Source organism: Pseudomonas sp. 58 R 3 (assembly GCF_900006605.1).
Lineage (GTDB): Bacteria > Pseudomonadota > Gammaproteobacteria > Pseudomonadales > Pseudomonadaceae > Aquipseudomonas > Aquipseudomonas salomonii.
This window is the reverse complement of the sequence record NZ_CVTT01000061.1, coordinates 547,686-564,682: the sequence shown is the minus strand read 5'-3', so window position 1 is coordinate 564,682 and position 16,997 is coordinate 547,686. Positions and strand designations below refer to the sequence as shown.

Here is a 16,997-nt window from a genome sequence, read left to right as displayed (position 1 = left end):
TGTCGGTGGGGCGGGTTTTCTAAGCACTGCTGGTCTTTTTGAAAGATGATCTTTTCAATCGTGTTTAATATGATTTTTTTGGAAATATAGATTTGCTTACATTGTTGTTTTTTTGTTCGGGCCATTATAGGTTTCGCGCGTAACAGTAACTTATTTCGGACGCTGCACTGTTTAGTGAACTACAGCGCTCGGTGGTTTTAGCTGACGAGCAATGGCGCAGTGCTCGGTAGGCCAAGCGTGTTGGACGCTTAAATTTTGAGCGTTAACCCGAATCCGCAGTGTTTTGCGTCTGAGCCTATGAACGGATTATTTACGGTTGAGGTTCTGCGCCATGTCACATGCTCGTTTAGTGCTGCATCCCCTTATCTGCAGCGTTGCGGTTGCCGTACTGGCTTCGCTGGCCGGCTGTGGGCTTTCATCGTCTCGAGAGGCGGCCAAGCCTCCCGTGCCAGCGGCCGCCGTGCCTCAGGCCGAGGGTGCCTTGAGCAAGCAGGCAGCGATGCCTGTGCTGATGGCCGCACCAATGGCCATGCGCGAAGCCGTGGCCCTGGCATATCGGGTCGAGCCTCAAGAACGCTATCAGGACCTGCCCGACAATCCGGTCTACAGCGTTGCACAAACCCCGGTCTCGACCTTCAGCACCGATGTCGACACCGGCAGCTACGCCAACGTGAGACGTTTCCTTAACCAAGGGCGGCTGCCACCTGACGGCGCCGTTCGACTGGAGGAAATGCTCAACTACTTTCCTTATGACTACGCGCTGCCCACTGACAGCTCGCCTTTCGGCGTGACCACCGAAGTTGCCGCCACACCCTGGAACCCGCACACACGACTGCTGCGCATCGGCATCAAGGCCTCCGACCGTGCAGTGGCAGACCTGGCACCGGCCAACCTGGTGTTCCTGGTGGATGTGTCGGGCTCCATGGACCGCCGTGAAGGTTTGCCGCTGGTGAAAAGCACGCTGAAATTGCTGGTGGACCAGTTGCGTGATCAAGACCGCGTATCGTTGGTGGTCTACGCCGGTGAATCGCGTGTGGTGCTTGAACCCACCAGCGGGCGCGACAAAACCAGGATCCGCAACGCCATCGACCAACTCACCGCCGGCGGCTCAACGGCAGGCGCCTCCGGCATCGAGCTGGCTTACCAGATGGCCCGTGCCGGCTTTATAGAGAAGGGCATCAACCGCATCCTGCTGACCACCGACGGCGACTTCAATGTGGGCGTCAGCGACTTCGACAGCCTCAAGCAGATGGCCGTCGACCAGCGCAAAAGCGGCGTGTCCCTGACTACCCTGGGTTTCGGTGTGGATAACTACAACGAGCACCTGATGGAGCAGTTGGCCGACGCCGGCGACGGCAACTACGCCTACATCGACAACCTGCGTGAAGCCCGCAAAGTCCTGGTGGACCAGCTCAGCTCGACCCTGGCGGTAGTGGCGCGGGACGTAAAAATACAGGTGGAATTCAACCCGGCCCAGGTCAGCGAATACCGCTTGCTGGGTTATGAAAACCGCGCACTCAAACGTGAGGATTTCAACAACGACAAGGTCGACGCCGCAGAGATCGGCGCAGGGCACACCGTGACCGCCCTGTACGAAATTGTGCCCAAGGGCGAAAAGGGCTGGTTGGAGCCGTTGCGTTACGCCGCCGCGCCTGCGGCCGAAAACACCTCCGCTGAGCTGGCCATGCTGCGCGTACGCTACAAACCGGCGGCGGGCGGTGCCAGCCAACTGATTGAACGGCCTATCCGCAACGAAACCGCCCCGGCCAGCGCCGACCTGCGCTTTGCGGCAGCGGTGGCCGCCTTCGCCCAACAGCTCAAGGGCGATGGCCGCTACACTGGCAGCATGAGCTTGAAGGACACCGCCGCACTGGCCCGCTCGGCACGCGGTGATGACCCGTTCGGGTTGCGCAACGAGTTCGTGCAACTGGTGGAAGTGGCGCAGAGCCTCAAACGCTGATCCCGAACATGGCACCAATCAACTGTGGGAGCTGGCTTGCCTGCGATGGCAGCCACTCGGTGTACAGGATGTACCGAATCGTCTGCATCGCAGGCAAGCCAGCCCTAACAGTCAATGTGCATCGATCCATCGAAAGGAGTTCGCGACCTACATGGCCGTAACAGATGACTCACCCAGCGACGAATCGCTGCTGGCCCGCTACCGAACCGGCGACGCTGCCGCGTTCGAAGTGTTGTACGCGCGGCACCGCCAAGGGCTTTACCGATTCCTGGTATCACTGAGCAACAAGGCCGAACTGGCTGAAGAGGTGTACCAGGAAACCTGGCTCAGCCTGATCCGCAGCGCCACCCAGCCACAGGGCCGGGCGAGTTTTCGTACATGGCTGTTCCAGATTGCCCGCAACCGCTTGATCGACCACTGGCGCAAGCATGGCATCCACAACCCCTTGCACGACAGCTACGACGAACACCTGCACGCCCAGGCCGACGACAGCGCCGGCCCTGAGCAGCAACTGAGCCTGAGCCGCGACCAGGCCCGCCTCGACGCCGCTTTGCAAGACCTGCCCGAAGACCAGCGCGAAGTCTTCCTGCTACGCCTGCACGGCGACCTCGAAGTGCCGCAAATCGCCGCCCTCACCGGCGCCCCGCTGGAAACCGTAAAAAGCCGCCTGCGTTACGCCCAGCAGAAACTGCGCCGCCTGCTGGCCGAGGAGATACTCGTATGACCCACGACCCACACACCCCCGACGACGAACTGATGCAGCATTTTCGTCAACACAGCACCGGCGAGCCGCCCGCGTCCCTCGACGCCTTCATCCTCGCCACCGCCCGCCGCGAAGCCCCGGCGCCGCAACCCAGCCTGTGGCAACGCTGGCTGCAAGCCTGCCGCCAACCGCGCTGGCAAATGGCATTCGCCACCGTTGCCGGTGTGGCACTGATGATCGGCGTAGTGATGCGCGTGCCCGTGCCGCAGCCGGAGATATCCACCGCGACGTTTTCCGCGGCGCCGGCGCCCCAGATGTATGCCGCGCCTGCGGCTGCGCCCATGGCGCGGATGGCGATTGCGCCGAGGGCAGAGTCCGCGCCGGTTCAAGCTGAAATCGCTGGTGCGATGGCGGATGCGCCAATGGCAAAACTCAGCAAGCGCGCACCGCTGGCGTTGCCTTCGTTGGAGGAAGGTTTGCAGGAGATTGTGAACCTGCGCCTGGCGGGGCAAGCCAAAGCGGCGGATGAAAAGCTGTTGGCGCTGCATGAGCGCTTTCCCGAGGAGGATTTGCCGGCGCGGTTGGAGGCGTTGCAGAAGCGGTAAATCGGCAGGCACAAAAAAGCCCCAGGTCTTTCGACCTGGGGCTTTTTCATCTGTATCTGGTGCCCCGGCGGGCTTATAACTGGAATTCTAAGCTATTGAAAGATATGCATTATTTAAAATATGTATGTGGTTGGGATACAGGTTGGGATACAGGAGGGAATTATTCATTTTGGAGAGCTGTAGGTTTTGTAAAGCGTTTGCACGCCGGGTAGTCGCAGAAAGGCTGATGGCTCTCCACTCTTGGTTTCATCCTTAGCATTCAACCGTTGAGTGGTATGCACCAGTAGGCACATTGTTTTGGCTCGAGTTACGCCAACAAAGTGCAAATTCAAGTCCTGTTCCCAACTTGGATATAATTTATCCGAAAAGCTTTCACCCATTACCCTGTAAGGGAATAGCCACTCGTTGAGATCGAGGTGAATTACTATTTCGAATTCTAATCCTTTAGCCTTGTGGATAGTCATGCATTGGATTTCATTCGTGGTAGTAGTGGTGTATTGTTTTAATGAGTCAATATCAGATGCGACTAGTTTTAGTGCGGCTAGTTCTGAGTCTTTTGGTTCGATGTTTAATAGTTTTTTTGAAGTCGATGCAAGATAACTTTCAAGAAAGCGTTGATCTACACTCCTTGCTTTTCTAATGGTTCTTCGGATATCTATTAACTTTGCTTTGGATGTGTTTGAGTGCTCAGGTAGTATTTCTATAATTTGATCAGGGTTCGTGCTTGTATCGAAGCGGTACTTCAATAACGCCGACCACAAAAAACCTGTTCTGCTTTGCAGCTCATCTATAGGGTCGTCTGCAAATATTCTGCAAGGTATCGTGAGGTGGTCTCTCAAATATCCTAAACTACGATTGTTTCTTACAAGAACGGCAATGTCAGAAGCCTTGATTGTTTTATTCTTGTCTAATATCGAAGGGATAATAGTGTTAAGGTGAGATGCTGCATCACGCTGTGTACCGGTAAATTGACACTGCCATACTTGTATTGAGTCAGTTGGCGTTAGTTCAAATTGAGGATTGAATAAGCGATTGGAATAGTTTGAGATTGATGCGTGACATCTATGGTTGTAGGAAACAGTTCGGTGTGTGAAGTCATGTCGCCTGATCAGTTCTTTAAGGTATTCGGGGCTGCACCGTCTCCATCCATATATTGACTGCTGTAAGTCGCCAACGGCGATTCCGATCAATCCGGAGTCAACAATACTCAAGAAAAGATTGTGTTGGGCTTTCGAAGAGTCTTGGTATTCGTCTATGTATATGCTTGTGTATTTTGCCTTGATGTAGGTTCTGCAAGCTGCGCAGTTTTCATGGATGTACATCGCGAGGGCTGGTATGGTTGGAAAGTAAATTGTATCACTTAGATATAACTTTCTAATGAGTTCTAGTTCTTCTGTTTCGACTTTGTCAATGTCATTCAGTTGAGTGGCAATTGAAGTTTCAGCGAGAGTTAAGTCTGATTCGTATTTTGGTTCTAAGTCTACTGTGTTTCCATCAAATATTTGGTTCAAAAATGGATATATTATTTCTGAGAGGCAAAACGAATCGATGGTTCCAAAGAAACTGCACTTAGTGTCTGCCCCGTTTACTCGGCAGCGCCCCTCTAACTCTTTGCTCGCTTTACGGGTGAAAGTTATAGCGATGATTCCTTGGTAGGATTTCAGCTCGGCTAGTTCATTTCTTATTTTCTCAGCAATAACTGCGGTTTTGCCACTGCCTGGGCACGCCGTAATCACCAATGAGCCTTGAGGTTTGATGGCTTCTATTTGCTCTTCAGTGTAGTTGATCATATTAAGCCTTCCACTTTCGCAACGCAGTGATGCAGTGGCTTTGCTAATAAACCTAGTTCTGCTGAAGCTAGAGCGGAGCAATGCTGGCTCAAGAAGGCCCTCATGCGGATAGCTTTTTTGCCTTGGAGGAAATTAACGGCAGTTGCCAGATCAGTGGTATTGCTAAAGGTTTGGAGTTGGGTCGGAAACTCCTCGCATAAATCTGTTTCTAGATCTATCTTGGCTAAATATATACCGTGGGGGTTTACTACTTCATTTACCTTAGTCCAGATTCCTGATTCGTAGACGCTCTGTTGGGTTGCGTCTATCGGCATGTAAGCCATTTTTTCCTTTCCTGCAAGTGACAGGCATCTATTTATACCGGCAGGGTTCCGTAGTTCAGTTTTTTGAACGGTTATTGCTGAAATATCATTATCGGTGCGGATAATCCATGGGATCTCCATGGCATCCAAAATCTGTGTATAAACTTTGAATTGTATTCCCTCTACATTAAGTATCGAGATATTGTAATAGTCTAGGTCTATGCCAATTTGTTTTGCTAGCTCGTTGTAAAACAGTAGCTCTGAAGGACCTTCAACTAGAAATACGCATTTGGAAAAGAAAGCCTCCGCTGGCAAGATACTCATTCGATAGCCAAGTTTATCCCATTCGCTGCTTATGCAGTCAGAACACCCTTCGCTAGCTGCATAGCTGCCATTTATCGAGTTTAAGATGTGTACGATTGCGTGAGGTGAATAGCGTGCAGTAATTTGAGGTGAGTGACTAGTAATGATTGTCTGGCCGGGTAAATCTTTAATTAAATAGTCTGCAAGTTTCCTTTGCTGGTGAGGGTGGAGGTGAGCCTCAGGTTCCTCAACGCAGTAGAAAATAACCTCACTTTCAGGGTCATACTCTCTTTGGCTTTTTGCTTTCCATAAAGCCATTAGAATCTGATTATTTCTTCCATCGCCTCCTAGAGATATTTTTGAGCCGGCTGTACTTGCCCCGAGTCTTAAGTTATCAATGAATTGTTGTGTTTGAATTGCGCCAGAATCTAGGTGTACTGAATAGTTTGTAAGGTCGTGTGAAAGTTTCAATAGTTCTTCGTTTACAGCATTGGTCGCATTGTTTACGTAGTGAAGCTTGCTTACTAGTCCGTTTATGGTGTCAAGGTTTTCTTCAATTGTTTCAAGTTGCTTTTGATCTGCTTCAACCTCTTCTGTTGATCTGAGCTCTTGCGATAGCTTGAGAAGATGTCTTTTCTCTAGGTTGACGAATTTTTCTAGATCTCGACTAGATTTTACATATTTAAGGTTTAGGTACTTCAGGTAGAATCTGCTGTTAATTGTAGATAGGTGCTTCTCATCAGTGCCTGATTTAAGTGTGTAGTCTAGAGTTTTTCTGTCTGCCTCATACCGCAGTACTGATTTTCCTTCGCTGGATACGTTGCCTTTGAGTACAGATAAAACTGCATCTTCCGTTATTTCTTTAAAGTGAACTTCAATCGATAATTCTTCGTTTTGAAGTCCTTTTTTGCTTATGTGGAAATCTGATTCGGAAGGCTCCAGATCGCTTTCGGATAGAGATTTGTCCAATAGTAGTCTGAGAGCATATACAAAGTTCGTCTTGCCAGAGTCATTCGCGCCAATGAGCAATGTTTTGCTTTGAAGGTTGACAGTTGCTTTAGCATAGTTCCTAAAGCCCGTAATAATGACCTTTTCAATTTCCATGCGTTGATTCCTTTCTGTACTGCATTGGCTGAATAGTGAAACGTATTCCGTTTTCTGCGTTTTAGGACTCACCAAGCCTCCTAAAGCTTGCTAGAGCATGGCATAAAGCTATCTGGCGTTACTACCACGGGTGTGTGACCCCAAAAATAGCTGCCTATAGGCCCGGAGGTGCAGGGATTCGCAGGTGGCTGATTCAGTGTCTGACATAGCCCTGAGGCCCATTTAGCTTGGGCGTCAGGTGATGCATCGATGCGGAAAAAGCAACCTGTTTAGACCCCAGGTGTGGTGGGGGGACAACAGCGCGCGCCGGGGTGGAGGCTCGCCATCCAGCGCCGGGAGCTCGACCAGTGGGATCAGCCGGAAATTGGCTCTCAGGAGCTCAGCTGGCGCCATGGCGAGCACTTCCATTGAGCTAGTGGGTTATCTCATTGAAAACGAAAAAGCCGCCCTAAGGCGGCTTGCATGCTGTGTGTGGGATCGAGTTCAGGACGTTTGCGTTTGAGTGTGTTGCTCAATCATGGCATTCAACTCTGAACGACGACGCGCTCGATAGATCGGGCTCTTCAACTCTTTCTCGCCGGTGGTGAAGTCATCACGCGGAACGATTGAAAGCGCCTGCCACACGGTATTGTCGTCGACCGATAATGCAGCGGAGGCTCGATCAATAAAACCGAATAAGACTTCCCCTAGGCGTCGTGCTTGCTCGCTGCTTACAGCCAGTTGATCGTCGTTAAACGTCGCCTCCTGATAGAACGCATCCTTCTCTATGTCTCGTTGGATGATGAGCTTCTTGCGCTGCAACGCTTTAAGAAACGCCTTTGCTTCTGGCAGTGCGAAAAGAGAGGTCGCAGAGGTAGTGAGGCAATGGTCGCCATAAAGCGCAAACGCCGTCTCACGACTGCTCAGGTAGCGCTCACGGGCTTCATATGTATCTATCTGGGACACTTCCATTTCTGGTTGCAGTTCGCCGGCCAGGCAAGCGTACTCCAACGCCAATTCGCGGCTGTCCAGTTCCTGGCGCTTAAAGTTACGAATATCTTTGGTCAGTACGCCGTCGCTTTCCCGGAATAGCTTCCGCCAGGTACTACCATCCAGCATCGCTTGCTGCTCGGCCGCACTGGCTGTTTTGCGATGTTTTTCTTCCCGCGCTCTCAAGCCCGCAAAGCGCTCCCGAATAGACAAATAGGCTTGTTTGTTTTCGTCGTGGATTTTTAGGGCCGCCTGAATTTTATCTGGCAGTGATAGGTGATGCTCGTTCATAGGTTTCTCCGGTGGTGATTGCAGGCCGACGCCGGCCAGGGTTGATGGTGCGAGTCGGCAATCAGTGAGAGTTGGTTGCTCGTAGGGGTAGGGCGGGGAGAAGAGCTCGGAACGAGTGCTTCGAGTTCTGTCAACAAAAACAGCACATACCCCCCCTTGTTCACACGACTGAATTCAAAATCGGTGGGAACGCGGGAACGTGGGTACAAAGGCTCTAAAACGGGCCTTTCAGAGAGGAAACTTGTTCCCGGCGTTTTTTGAGCGGGAACAAGGTAGGGGGGGAGGCTCTCTATTAAACAGAGTTGTGTTCCCTTGTTCCCACTCTCATGTCTTATAAGGGAACGCTGAAAGCCACGGCTTTGCTGGGCTGTTCCCGCTGTTCCCGTGTTCCCGCTGAAAAACGTCGAATGTCGATAGCTGCATAGGTTGAGCGTCATTGACTTTCTCCCTCACTTTCGAGCAGGTCGGGGTCAATTACGTAAAAACGGGAACTACCACCGCCTGGCGTGCGGTACTTTTTCGCCCGCCGGCTGCCCTTGGTTTCTTCGTCAACCTTGGCCAGCGCCCCGGCGCCTACCAGCGTCCGTACGATCCGTTCTTTACCGAAACCTGAAGCCGCCTCAAGCAATGCCGGTGTGTTGAACAGGTACAGGCGTTTATCGTCATTCACCTCATAAAAACCTGCTCGCTCTCGGACAGTGAGGTTGGCGTGTTCGGCGCGCACATCAGAAAACCGGCTGTCACCGTGTAATGCGATGAAGTCAGCGATACCGCGCAGTATCTGGCGGTCTTCTGCGTTGCCATCTCCCATACGGGCTAGCCATTCGTTGAACAGCAGCAGACAAGCTTGAGTGGCTGAACCTGTAGGCCAGCCAACCAGATTATGTTCAATGGCCAATTCTCCGGCTAACGCCATGATGGCGAACCGATCAGCCACACGGCCGGCCTGTGAACTCTTGGTTTCAAAGGCATCACGGACTTGTGTAAAGGCGATATACAGATCTTTAGACTGCTCAATCAGTGCTTCAACGAATGTAGGACCTATGTGCCCATAGTGTTGCGTGACAGCATCGTTAAGAGCCCGATGGAACTCTTGCCCTGTCATGCCATGCACATCATCAAAGGCGCGGTGAGTACGGGTGCCGGCGTTCACATCCACCATGCGCAACTCGGCGCCGGCGTGTGCGCCGTTACCTCCAATGGCGGCATGCTCCGACAGCGACCGTTCGCCGCTGGAAAGTGCCAGCACGCGCCAGGTCAATTTAGCCCTCCCTTCACGCTCGCGGGTCATGGTGCTTTTGCCCATGCCATTGGCGATTGCGTAGGCCATTTCCTGCACGCGCTTGGGGTCGGCCCGCTTGATTTCATCAAGGATCAGCACGGTATCGTTACGAGACGCAGCCTCAATCTCTACCCCACCTTTTGACACGTCCCAAGAGGCTGCGAAGGTGCCAGGATTGCCCCAGATCGATGCAGCCAACAGTTGCGCGAGTGACTTGCCGCTTGATGAGTCGCCGACTAGGTGAATGCCGCCACCGTTGACGCCTACCTTGGCTAGCAGCGGTCCTGCCAATGCACAGCACACTGATAAAATCAGTACTGGATTGCCGAGGCAGCGTGCGGCTATCTCGGTCTGCCAGCCACTGAGAGAGCCTTTGCAGTTGAAGATGTTTGCTGCACGACCTGAGTCCTGAAAACGAACGTTGTCGCCGCCAATGACCCGTGAGGGCAGCACAAAGGCTCCTGATTCATGCCAGCCCGGTTTCGTGGTGGTGGCAATCACCAGGTCAGGGGCGTGATGGCTCGCCAGGTACGGCGCGATATGACGGCGTTGGTGGTACTCGATGGCCAGCCCCTGGCGCATGAGCGCCTTCATCACCTCATCTGCTTTACCTGCAAGGGACTCCATGGGCATGACCCATTCGATACGCCGACCCCTGTAGTGAAAGGACAGCAGACGGCCAATGCTGCCGTCTTCTGAGTTGACCGTTTCGGCTTCGACGTTCAGCGGCGCACAGATCCAGTGATCGACTGGAATGGCTTTTTCTTCCGGCCCGCTTTGCTTCACGCTGTGATACCAGGTGCCGGCCTTGTAGACCTTTCCTTCAACCGTGCAGGCGTGTTCATAGACAGCGAAACGGGGCCGGTCGAGTTTGTCGGGCTCCGGCGCCTTTGGGTCTCCTACAAGACTCAAATCAGCGTGTTTTTCCTTGAGCCTGCTCACGGCTTTGCCTCCCATAGCTGGTTGCGCCAAAGGTGCAAGTCGTTGAAGTCGGATAGCTCAGGCGGTGCCTGTTGGGGCCACTCTGGAAATACCACCAGAGCGCCGGCATCGAACGCTGCACGGTTGGCGGAAGTGCGCCCGGGATTGCCCCGCGTTTGGCGATCATCGTCACCAGCGATCACCAGCTCGACGCTCTGACCATGAAGCGCTCGCATGGCTAGTGCCACGGCGCGCAAGTTGCCGGCGTTCATGGCGCACACCACCGGTTGGCCGGTATGGATATGCAGCGTTGCTCCCGTCGCCCAACCTTCACAGACGTACAGGCGGCTGCCCTCAATGACCCGCCCCAATGGCGAGTAACAGCCCAGGACACGGCCACCACTGAGGAAACGTTTTGCGCCGGCACAGTCGATGACTTGCAGGTTTACCAAGCGACCATCAATGCATAGAGGGACCAGTAATTTCCCCTGAGACATTTGACGCAGTTTGAGTGGGCTCACGCCCTTGGCCACCAGATACGGATGCAGTCGATCAGCAGGCTTTGAGCGCTGCCACAACTGCACTGCCTGCCGAGTCGCTGCTTGCTGCTTTTCCTGCTGTACCGCATCGGACCGGCGTCGGTTTTCTTCCGCCTTGGTGCGGGCAGCTTTGAGCGCTTCTGCTTGCTGGGCGCTCGGTGCGCTCGGGGCTCCAGATGACTCAAACAAACCGAGTGCCAGGCGTTGATCGATTTCCCGCGCAGCTTCGACCTGGCGGCATTGGCGCAGGTACGCCAGAAGTGAAACCAGATCGCCACCGTGCGCTTGATCGTCGGCAAAGTCATTCCACCGGCCAGAGTCGAGGGACACACCAAACGATCCGGCTTGGCGGTCTCCCCGGACATCGTTTCGAGCAACCCATTCACGTCCGTTTGGGCGCCCCTCCGGCAGCCATTCTTTAAGCAGAGTAGGGGCAGCAGGAAGGGCACGAAGTGCCACCAAACGAATTAGGTCTACAGTGTCGTTATCAGTCATGGAGCAGGACCTCTGACGATACGAATGACGCGTCAGGCATGCTAATAGCCGCGGCCAGATCCGCCGTTTTCGCGAGGTGCTGCGCCGCTTCTTCGGTGCAGGGCCGGAGCTCCCCTTTGTTGGCAAGTTGCAGCGTGCTTTCCAGACTCAAACGCATCATTGCGGTGGCGCGGTTGCCCAGGGCGAGGACTCCAGTGAACTGCTCAACATTTTTGCATGGTGTTGGGTTTTGGCTGCGTAGCCGTTGTTCCAGGCGGTGCAAGAACCCGAGTTCAAACGCGTCAACGATCCGGCCAGGTAGGCGCTGTTTGTGACTGATTAGGCACCTGGCCAACGGTTCATTTTGCTCGGCCAACCATCGTTCGAAGGCATCAACGCCACCGTCGATTACTTCTTGGTATTTGGCGGGCCACTGCGTTTCGATTGCGGGTTGGCCGTCGGCAGATGGCAGCACGGCGTTGAGTAATTCAGGCATTTTGTACCCCCTCACGTTCCGCTGCTTTTCGGGCTGCGTTGAAGAGGTCGCTGGCGTCCTCCAGGAGCAAGTAGGCGGCATCCGCAATGCCGTTCACATCTTTTGCGTCGGCCCGGTTGATGCCCATGCAGGACAGGCTGAAAAGCAGTGCCTTAGCCGCACAAAGTCGCTGCTCTGCATATTCCTGAATGTCAGCGTACGCGGCGCTCGTATCAATCAGCAGCACAGGGGTTTTGCTGGGATTTGTTGTGAGCGGAATGAGCTTATTCATGACCCACCTCCACAGAGGTCAGGATGCCCTCTGAGCAAGCGTCAACAGTGGCTTTCGCCATGTCGATCAGGTAGACGATCACATGACAAAGCTGTTGGCTGTTTTCAGTGAGAGCCGCTTGCTCGGCCATCTCCTGGGCAAGATCAAGCAGGCAGTAGGTGCGGTCGCGAGCATCGGTTACAGGCACATCAGGCTGAACAGCGAAGAGCGGTAACCGTGAGAGAGGAATGTGGCTGAAGGTTTTGACGGTGGTCTTAAGCATGGCGCACCTCCATAACCATCGCTTGCTCTGAGGCCGCAAGATGGGCGAGGTGCATATGGTGGTTGTAGCGTTTGAGGCGAGTGGAAAGACTGGAGTTTGCGCGAAGGGCTGCGAAGGCCATGGCCTTGTGCGCGGCGGCGCGGGTAGAACGTGCGGACAGATTGAGGGCGTGCATGGGTAGAGCTCCTTTTGCTGAGGAGCTGCCACGTTCGTTACCAAGCGAATGGGTGGCAGCTGTACGCAGGTTGGTAAACCGGGGCAAAAGGAACCCGGCAGACCCGAAGGTCTCCCACGCACAGCCGCCATAACACGTAACTGCGGGCACAAAAAAAGCGCCTGCAATCATAATGGGGGCGCTGTTGCGCCTTTTGCTGATCGGGTTACCAAGCCCGGTCGCTGAATTGGCAGCGACGGGCAAACTATAGGCCCGACCGCATGAAGATTGCAAGTTGATCTGGCTGCCGAAAATGCTCATCCCGTTGCTTGTGGTGATAAACTTCGACCTGTGTGTGGTGTGGTATGTGGCCCTGGCAGCGTTGGCGCGCTTGCCGGGGTTTTGTCTTTTTTTAGGCATGAAAAACTCCAGACCACCCGGCGTTAAGCTAGGCAGCAGCTTGAATACTCAGTGCAGTTAGGGGTTAGCAGTCGGTTAGTTGAATCGCACCGCTACCACTTTCATTGAAGTGATGTTGCCCGCTTGGGCTAGCTGTACTGGTCATGCCGGACTTGGCGGTATTGAGTTCGAGGATGGCTGTCATGCGTCCACCGGCGGTCGCGCAAAAGGCCTCCTGACCAGGGCGACGTGCTGCGTTCAGGAGAACCGTCTCCAGGCTGCGTAAGTCGTCTAGGGGAAAACGGATCGAATGCCCGTCGACAGATAATGTGATTGTGGTCATGAGTGAATCTCCGAAAGTAATTCAGCCGAATGCGTCCCCCGCATCGTTTTTTTCTCTCGTGTTTGGTTACGTTCCTCCAGACGGTCAGCAATCCACTGATCGATCTCAGCCTCCAGCCAGGCCACGCTGTTGATGCCAATTGGAATAGGTTCCGGGAAGGTGCCGGACCGGATATCTGCATAGATTGCGGCTCTGCTCTTGCCTGTCTTCTGCTCCACGTCGCGGCGGCGTAGGAGGCGGTTTCCCAGCTCCAAACGTTTGATCGGTTGGAATGGTTTACGCACCGCTTTGCTCATGCTCGTTGCTCCCGTGCCTCTATGCGTCCATTGATCCAGGCTTGAACCTCACTCAGCACGAACGCCACTGGCGCATTTCGGGCGTCGCTGTCGTTGAGCTTCACCGGTCGAGGAAACGTAGGGTCGCGCTGAATCATTTTGTAGACAGTGGGGCGTGCTAGCCCGGTGAGCATCTGTAGTTCTGGCATGCGTACCAGTGCGACGACCATGTTGTCTCGTCTATCTATCTGCTTACTCATGGCCGTACCTCGCTTTCGTTTTGAGGCTGGCTGAGGGCGGGTGGATGATCTTCGTGTGTAGGTAGGTCCCGCTCTCTGTGTATGCTTCTGCGAATTGCGCTAGGGGCGTAAGGCAACTGTATTTCTGGATTTGGCCAACTGGGCGGGCTCAGGCGATGGGTGATTTCGTCGACGCCAGTGAACGTGGCACCACAAACTGCGTTCTTGCACACAAGAAGCGTTTTTGACATGAGCAGATGCTCACTGCTTGAGCTGCGTTTGATTAGCGCCGAACCGCAATCTGGACAGCGGCGCTTCGTGCCTTGTTGTGGTCTGCTGGATTGAGCGCTGGTGAGCATCGGGATTTTGCCTCCGGGTCTGGACGCCTCAAGCATCCCTAATCCCGCCCTGGCCTGGAACCTTGAGGAGTTGTAGGTGGCGCCGCGACAGGTAGATTCCGCGCTCCAGAAACTGCCAGCAATGAGAGACGTCATCGATTGGTCCCTCCGGAGATACCTGTTAGGTGGCTCTCGAGCCAGGTGCCTACATCTCGCTCGCGATAGCGCACCAGGCGGCCTACTTTCACGTAGGGGAGATTGTGGCGTCCACTGCTACGCCAGGATGCAAGAGTGCGAACTGATATGCCCAACTCACGCGCGGCGCGAGCTGGTGTCCAGAGGTCAGCGGTGTGCGATGTAGTGATGGATAGAGGCATCTTCGTCTCCGTAAGTGCGGTTTGCGACTACGTGGCGAGGATGCTTAGAGCCTGAGCCCATTTGGATTCCTTCCGATTTCCGAGTTCGGAAATCGGGTTACTCAATCTCCTTCAAAGCTTGCCTGAGTAATTTTTCGAACCCTGCTCCTTGGAAGTTATGGCCATCATGACGAAGCTTGGTGGCGGTGTTCGCTAGCGCTTTGGAGATGGTCGTGATGTTGGGTGAGTCCCCTCGTGTGTATCGTCTACGTCGACTCACTAGCTGCTCGTTCTGATCCAGCTCGCCGCCTAGTTCTGCGATCAGATGGGCAGCTAGGCCCAGCGCCCTCAATAGTGGCTCAGGACGCCGCTCGGACTCAGCAACGAATTCAGGTATTGGCGGCTCTGCGTTTGGATAGCTGCTCCAGTTAACAGCGCTGCGGGCCAGACATAGGGTTTGCTCAAGCGCTGGAAAAGTACCTTCAGTGAAGATGAAGTCGTGAGGGGGCGCCGACGCGGGCATCGGTAGGTTGTTCTTGAGGCGTTCAAGATCAGCAAGGTGAATCAATATTTCGTAGTTCCCCTGCATGATGCTCAGAGGCCGGTCGTTCTCACCAATGCGATAACACCCGTAGAGTCCATCGGGTCCTAAGCTGGCTGAAATCCCCACTGGTCGCCCGTGAGCTAGCATCTGTGCCGCTGACCTTAAGAGTCGATAGAGCCGAACGGGGACCGGCCCATCTATGAGGCACAAAACCTCGGATGCATCACTGTCAAGGTTCAGCGGTGATTCCACTACGTCCCCTGAGCCTGGTAGCAGCTTGAGTCGGTACAGCCCTATATGAGCGTCATCGGTTGGCCAGTAATGCACAGGTAGCCGGTCGTTTTCCGCTGCTCGTGAAATCGCCTCTTTGTCATAGGGGGTTCCGGTTGCGTCGGTGAGCCAAGCTGCTGCTTCGTCGAATGTCAGCCACTCTTTGAATGCATAGCTAGTCATCACGCTTGCTCCTTTGCATGAAAATCGACGCTCACAACATTGCCGCGCTCCAAAAGGTCCAGACGGTCGGCATACCACTGCATCATTTGCCGGCGTTGCTCCAGGTAAATAGCTTTGTTGTAAACCCCGGAGACTCCGCCTTCAACGTGAGCTAACTGGGCCTCCACGTGCTCACGAGGGAAGTTATTTTCGCGTAGTAGGGTCGATGCGATGTGTCGGAAGCCATGGGCTGTCTGTCGCCCCTCGTATCCCAGGCGTCGTAAGGCCATGTTGAATGCCATATTGCTGCGAGGCTTTTTCCGGTCACTACGACCAGGGAAGAGCAGTGGATAACGACCATTCAACGTGTGTAGCTCTCGGAGCGCTTTAACCGCCTGCTTTGACAGAGGTACTAGATGGTCGCGCCGCTTTTTCATGCGGGCAGCCGGAATGCTCCAAAGTGCGTTTTCAAGGTCAAACTCCGACCAAGGCGCCTCACGTAGCTCGCTTGGCCGCACGCCGGTCAGCGTCAATAGGTGCAGGCCAAGGCGCAGATCTAAAGCGTGAGGATATGTGCGGATGGCGCGGAGCAGTTCAGGAAGCTCTTTCGCCGTGACGTGGGCGTAGTTCTCGGCTGGCTTGGATTGCAGGAAACGACTAAGGCCTTCCAGCGGATTGTGAATGGCTCTGCCTGTCACTCTCGCCAGATCGTAGATTTCCTTGCAGGAGCGGCGAACGCGGCTCATTTGTTCAAGGATTCCCTTTCGCTCAAGTGTTTGTAGAAAGTCCATCCATTGCTTGGGCGTTATCTCTGCATACGGTCTTTTGCCGAAAACGGGGAAGACGTGGAGCTGTAGAGCGCCGACTGTGCGTTTTGCGGTGCTGACTTCCCAGCCAGGGCTGCGAATTTCGATCCACTCGCGAGCCAGAATCTCGAACGTGTTTGTTGCCGCTTCGAGTTCAGCCGCCTTGCGGGCTTTGCGTGCAGCGATAGGGTCGCCGCCGTTGGCTATTTCCTTGCGGTACTCGGCGGCCTTTTTCCTGGCCAGCGCACCACTGACCTCCGGGTAGCCGCCTAAGCCAAGCCAGCTCCACTTGCCCGCTTGGTTTTTGTATCGAAGTTGCCAGGATTTCTGGCCATCCGGCTTAACGCGCAGATAGAGGCCGCTGCCGTCGAGCTCGCGATATTCCCTGGTCTCGGGTTCGATGCTTGCTAGCGCGGTGTCACTGAGCGGCCTGCGTTTGATTTCTGACCGTTTCACGCTCGTGTATCCCCTCGGTTCTAGATATGCCCAAGGATACACCGAGGGATACACACAGCTGAAGTATGAGGGGAGATGACTATAGACAAGCAGAAACAACAAAGCCCGCACAGGGCGGGCTTTGCGGGGCGTTTCGTAGTCATCAGGAGACAACCAGAAACATCATTTTGGTGCACCCGGCGGGATTCGAACCCACGACCCCTGCCTTCGGAGGGCAGTACTCTATCCAGCTGAGCTACGGATGCTTGTGCGGGCGACATCATACCCATGTCGACCTTGGGCGTCCATGCTGGTCTTTGGCCGTTTATGGGTAGGAATTTGCTGCCAAGAGGCTCTACACCGGCTACCAGTGATCAATACGTTGGAACCCGGCCGAAACACGT

Annotated in this window: 19 protein-coding genes and 1 tRNA gene; 3 read left to right on the top strand and 17 right to left on the bottom strand. The window is 54.3% G+C overall.

All coding sequences use genetic code 11. The features are described from left to right. Positions 1-331: 331 nt before the first annotated feature. The 3 genes from BFP92_RS20930 to BFP92_RS20920 all read left to right on the top strand — a co-directional run bounded on the left by BFP92_RS20930 (position 332) and on the right by BFP92_RS20920 (position 3,268). Positions 332-1,960, top strand: coding sequence for a vWA domain-containing protein (locus tag BFP92_RS20930; RefSeq protein WP_065930909.1), 1,629 nt, complete (start codon positions 332-334; stop codon positions 1,958-1,960). Between the two features lie 151 nt (positions 1,961-2,111). Continuing rightward, on the top strand, positions 2,112-2,684 hold the full coding sequence (locus BFP92_RS20925) for an RNA polymerase sigma factor (protein WP_065930908.1): 573 nt from the start codon (positions 2,112-2,114) through the stop codon (positions 2,682-2,684). Continuing rightward, positions 2,681-3,268, top strand: a complete 588-nt coding sequence (locus BFP92_RS20920; RefSeq protein WP_065930907.1) for a hypothetical protein — start codon at positions 2,681-2,683, stop codon at positions 3,266-3,268. The genes BFP92_RS20925 and BFP92_RS20920 overlap by 4 nt, the downstream gene beginning before the upstream one ends. A gap of 164 nt (positions 3,269-3,432) precedes the next feature. On the opposite strand, the gene BFP92_RS20915 is transcribed toward BFP92_RS20920, so the two are convergent. From BFP92_RS20915 to BFP92_RS20845, 17 genes are all read right to left on the bottom strand, one after another. Beyond that, on the bottom strand, positions 3,433-5,058 hold the full coding sequence (locus tag BFP92_RS20915) for a UvrD-helicase domain-containing protein (protein WP_065930906.1): 1,626 nt from the start codon (positions 5,056-5,058) through the stop codon (positions 3,433-3,435). Further along, complete coding sequence (locus BFP92_RS20910) at positions 5,055-6,767, bottom strand: ATP-dependent nuclease (protein ID WP_065930905.1); 1,713 nt, start codon at positions 6,765-6,767, stop codon at positions 5,055-5,057. The genes BFP92_RS20915 and BFP92_RS20910 overlap by 4 nt, the downstream gene beginning before the upstream one ends. A 483-nt stretch (positions 6,768-7,250) precedes the next feature. Next, positions 7,251-8,027 carry a hypothetical protein gene (locus BFP92_RS20905; protein WP_065930904.1) on the bottom strand — a complete coding sequence of 259 codons (777 nt, stop codon included), beginning with the start codon at positions 8,025-8,027 and terminating at the stop codon, positions 7,251-7,253. A 433-nt stretch (positions 8,028-8,460) separates the two neighbouring features. Beyond that, positions 8,461-10,251, bottom strand: a complete 1,791-nt coding sequence (locus BFP92_RS20900) for a DUF927 domain-containing protein (protein WP_239694289.1) — start codon at positions 10,249-10,251, stop codon at positions 8,461-8,463. Continuing rightward, on the bottom strand, positions 10,248-11,264 hold the full coding sequence (locus tag BFP92_RS20895) for a toprim domain-containing protein (protein WP_065930902.1): 1,017 nt from the start codon (positions 11,262-11,264) through the stop codon (positions 10,248-10,250). The genes BFP92_RS20900 and BFP92_RS20895 overlap by 4 nt, the downstream gene beginning before the upstream one ends. Further along, the gene (locus BFP92_RS20890; protein WP_065930901.1) at positions 11,257-11,739 is read right to left on the bottom strand and encodes a LasR-specific antiactivator QslA; all 483 of its coding nucleotides are present in this window, start codon (positions 11,737-11,739) and stop codon (positions 11,257-11,259) included. Before BFP92_RS20890 ends, BFP92_RS20895 begins: the two co-directional genes overlap by 8 nt. Further along, the gene (locus tag BFP92_RS20885; RefSeq protein ID WP_170875852.1) at positions 11,732-12,010 is read right to left on the bottom strand and encodes a hypothetical protein; all 279 of its coding nucleotides are present in this window, start codon (positions 12,008-12,010) and stop codon (positions 11,732-11,734) included. Before BFP92_RS20885 ends, BFP92_RS20890 begins: the two co-directional genes overlap by 8 nt. Continuing rightward, entirely contained in the window at positions 12,003-12,272 is a 270-nt protein-coding gene (locus tag BFP92_RS20880) for a DUF3077 domain-containing protein (protein ID WP_065930900.1), read from the bottom strand. The genes BFP92_RS20885 and BFP92_RS20880 overlap by 8 nt, the downstream gene beginning before the upstream one ends. Beyond that, on the bottom strand, positions 12,265-12,447 hold the full coding sequence (locus tag BFP92_RS20875) for a hypothetical protein (protein WP_065930933.1): 183 nt from the start codon (positions 12,445-12,447) through the stop codon (positions 12,265-12,267). Before BFP92_RS20875 ends, BFP92_RS20880 begins: the two co-directional genes overlap by 8 nt. A 463-nt stretch (positions 12,448-12,910) precedes the next feature. Further along, a complete protein-coding gene (locus BFP92_RS20870) occupies positions 12,911-13,168 on the bottom strand; it encodes a hypothetical protein (RefSeq protein ID WP_065930899.1) in 258 nt (85 codons plus the stop codon). Further along, positions 13,165-13,464 carry a helix-turn-helix transcriptional regulator gene (locus tag BFP92_RS20865; RefSeq protein WP_065930898.1) on the bottom strand — a complete coding sequence of 100 codons (300 nt, stop codon included), beginning with the start codon at positions 13,462-13,464 and terminating at the stop codon, positions 13,165-13,167. The genes BFP92_RS20870 and BFP92_RS20865 overlap by 4 nt, the downstream gene beginning before the upstream one ends. Further along, complete coding sequence (locus BFP92_RS20860; protein ID WP_239694288.1) at positions 13,461-13,703, bottom strand: helix-turn-helix transcriptional regulator; 243 nt, start codon at positions 13,701-13,703, stop codon at positions 13,461-13,463. The genes BFP92_RS20865 and BFP92_RS20860 overlap by 4 nt, the downstream gene beginning before the upstream one ends. After that, positions 13,700-14,041 (bottom strand): ogr/Delta-like zinc finger family protein, encoded by a 342-nt coding sequence (locus BFP92_RS30620; protein WP_083221772.1) that lies wholly within the window; start codon positions 14,039-14,041, stop codon positions 13,700-13,702. The genes BFP92_RS20860 and BFP92_RS30620 overlap by 4 nt, the downstream gene beginning before the upstream one ends. A gap of 131 nt (positions 14,042-14,172) precedes the next feature. Next, a complete protein-coding gene (locus BFP92_RS30615) occupies positions 14,173-14,397 on the bottom strand; it encodes a helix-turn-helix domain-containing protein (RefSeq protein ID WP_083221770.1) in 225 nt (74 codons plus the stop codon). 97 nt (positions 14,398-14,494) lie between these two features. Then, positions 14,495-15,373 (bottom strand): hypothetical protein, encoded by an 879-nt coding sequence (locus BFP92_RS20855; RefSeq protein ID WP_065930897.1) that lies wholly within the window; start codon positions 15,371-15,373, stop codon positions 14,495-14,497. Then, positions 15,373-16,614, bottom strand: a complete 1,242-nt coding sequence (locus BFP92_RS20850; protein WP_065930896.1) for a tyrosine-type recombinase/integrase — start codon at positions 16,612-16,614, stop codon at positions 15,373-15,375. Before BFP92_RS20850 ends, BFP92_RS20855 begins: the two co-directional genes overlap by 1 nt. A 168-nt stretch (positions 16,615-16,782) precedes the next feature. After that, positions 16,783-16,859, bottom strand: a tRNA-Arg gene (locus tag BFP92_RS20845). Between the last annotated feature and the right edge of the window lie 138 nt (positions 16,860-16,997).

What these genes read in the sequence shown, in the direction of transcription:
- BFP92_RS20865 (WP_065930898.1), bottom strand. Translation starts at nt 13,464, where the DNA reads ATGAGCAAAGCGGTGCGTAAACCATTCCAACCGATCAAACGTTTGGAG.
- BFP92_RS20910 (WP_065930905.1), bottom strand. Translation starts at nt 6,767, where the DNA reads ATGGAAATTGAAAAGGTCATTATTACGGGCTTTAGGAACTATGCTAAA.
- BFP92_RS20920 (WP_065930907.1), top strand. Translation starts at nt 2,681, where the DNA reads ATGACCCACGACCCACACACCCCCGACGACGAACTGATGCAGCATTTT.
- BFP92_RS20930 (WP_065930909.1), top strand. Translation starts at nt 332, where the DNA reads ATGTCACATGCTCGTTTAGTGCTGCATCCCCTTATCTGCAGCGTTGCG.
- BFP92_RS20880 (WP_065930900.1), bottom strand. Translation starts at nt 12,272, where the DNA reads ATGCTTAAGACCACCGTCAAAACCTTCAGCCACATTCCTCTCTCACGG.
- BFP92_RS20890 (WP_065930901.1), bottom strand. Translation starts at nt 11,739, where the DNA reads ATGCCTGAATTACTCAACGCCGTGCTGCCATCTGCCGACGGCCAACCC.
- BFP92_RS20860 (WP_239694288.1), bottom strand. Translation starts at nt 13,703, where the DNA reads ATGAGTAAGCAGATAGATAGACGAGACAACATGGTCGTCGCACTGGTA.
- BFP92_RS20885 (WP_170875852.1), bottom strand. Translation starts at nt 12,010, where the DNA reads ATGAATAAGCTCATTCCGCTCACAACAAATCCCAGCAAAACCCCTGTG.
- BFP92_RS20870 (WP_065930899.1), bottom strand. Translation starts at nt 13,168, where the DNA reads ATGACCACAATCACATTATCTGTCGACGGGCATTCGATCCGTTTTCCC.
- BFP92_RS20925 (WP_065930908.1), top strand. Translation starts at nt 2,112, where the DNA reads ATGGCCGTAACAGATGACTCACCCAGCGACGAATCGCTGCTGGCCCGC.
- BFP92_RS20905 (WP_065930904.1), bottom strand. Translation starts at nt 8,027, where the DNA reads ATGAACGAGCATCACCTATCACTGCCAGATAAAATTCAGGCGGCCCTA.
- BFP92_RS20875 (WP_065930933.1), bottom strand. Translation starts at nt 12,447, where the DNA reads ATGCACGCCCTCAATCTGTCCGCACGTTCTACCCGCGCCGCCGCGCAC.
- BFP92_RS30615 (WP_083221770.1), bottom strand. Translation starts at nt 14,397, where the DNA reads ATGCCTCTATCCATCACTACATCGCACACCGCTGACCTCTGGACACCA.
- BFP92_RS20915 (WP_065930906.1), bottom strand. Translation starts at nt 5,058, where the DNA reads ATGATCAACTACACTGAAGAGCAAATAGAAGCCATCAAACCTCAAGGC.
- BFP92_RS20855 (WP_065930897.1), bottom strand. Translation starts at nt 15,373, where the DNA reads ATGACTAGCTATGCATTCAAAGAGTGGCTGACATTCGACGAAGCAGCA.
- BFP92_RS30620 (WP_083221772.1), bottom strand. Translation starts at nt 14,041, where the DNA reads ATGCTCACCAGCGCTCAATCCAGCAGACCACAACAAGGCACGAAGCGC.
- BFP92_RS20895 (WP_065930902.1), bottom strand. Translation starts at nt 11,264, where the DNA reads ATGACTGATAACGACACTGTAGACCTAATTCGTTTGGTGGCACTTCGT.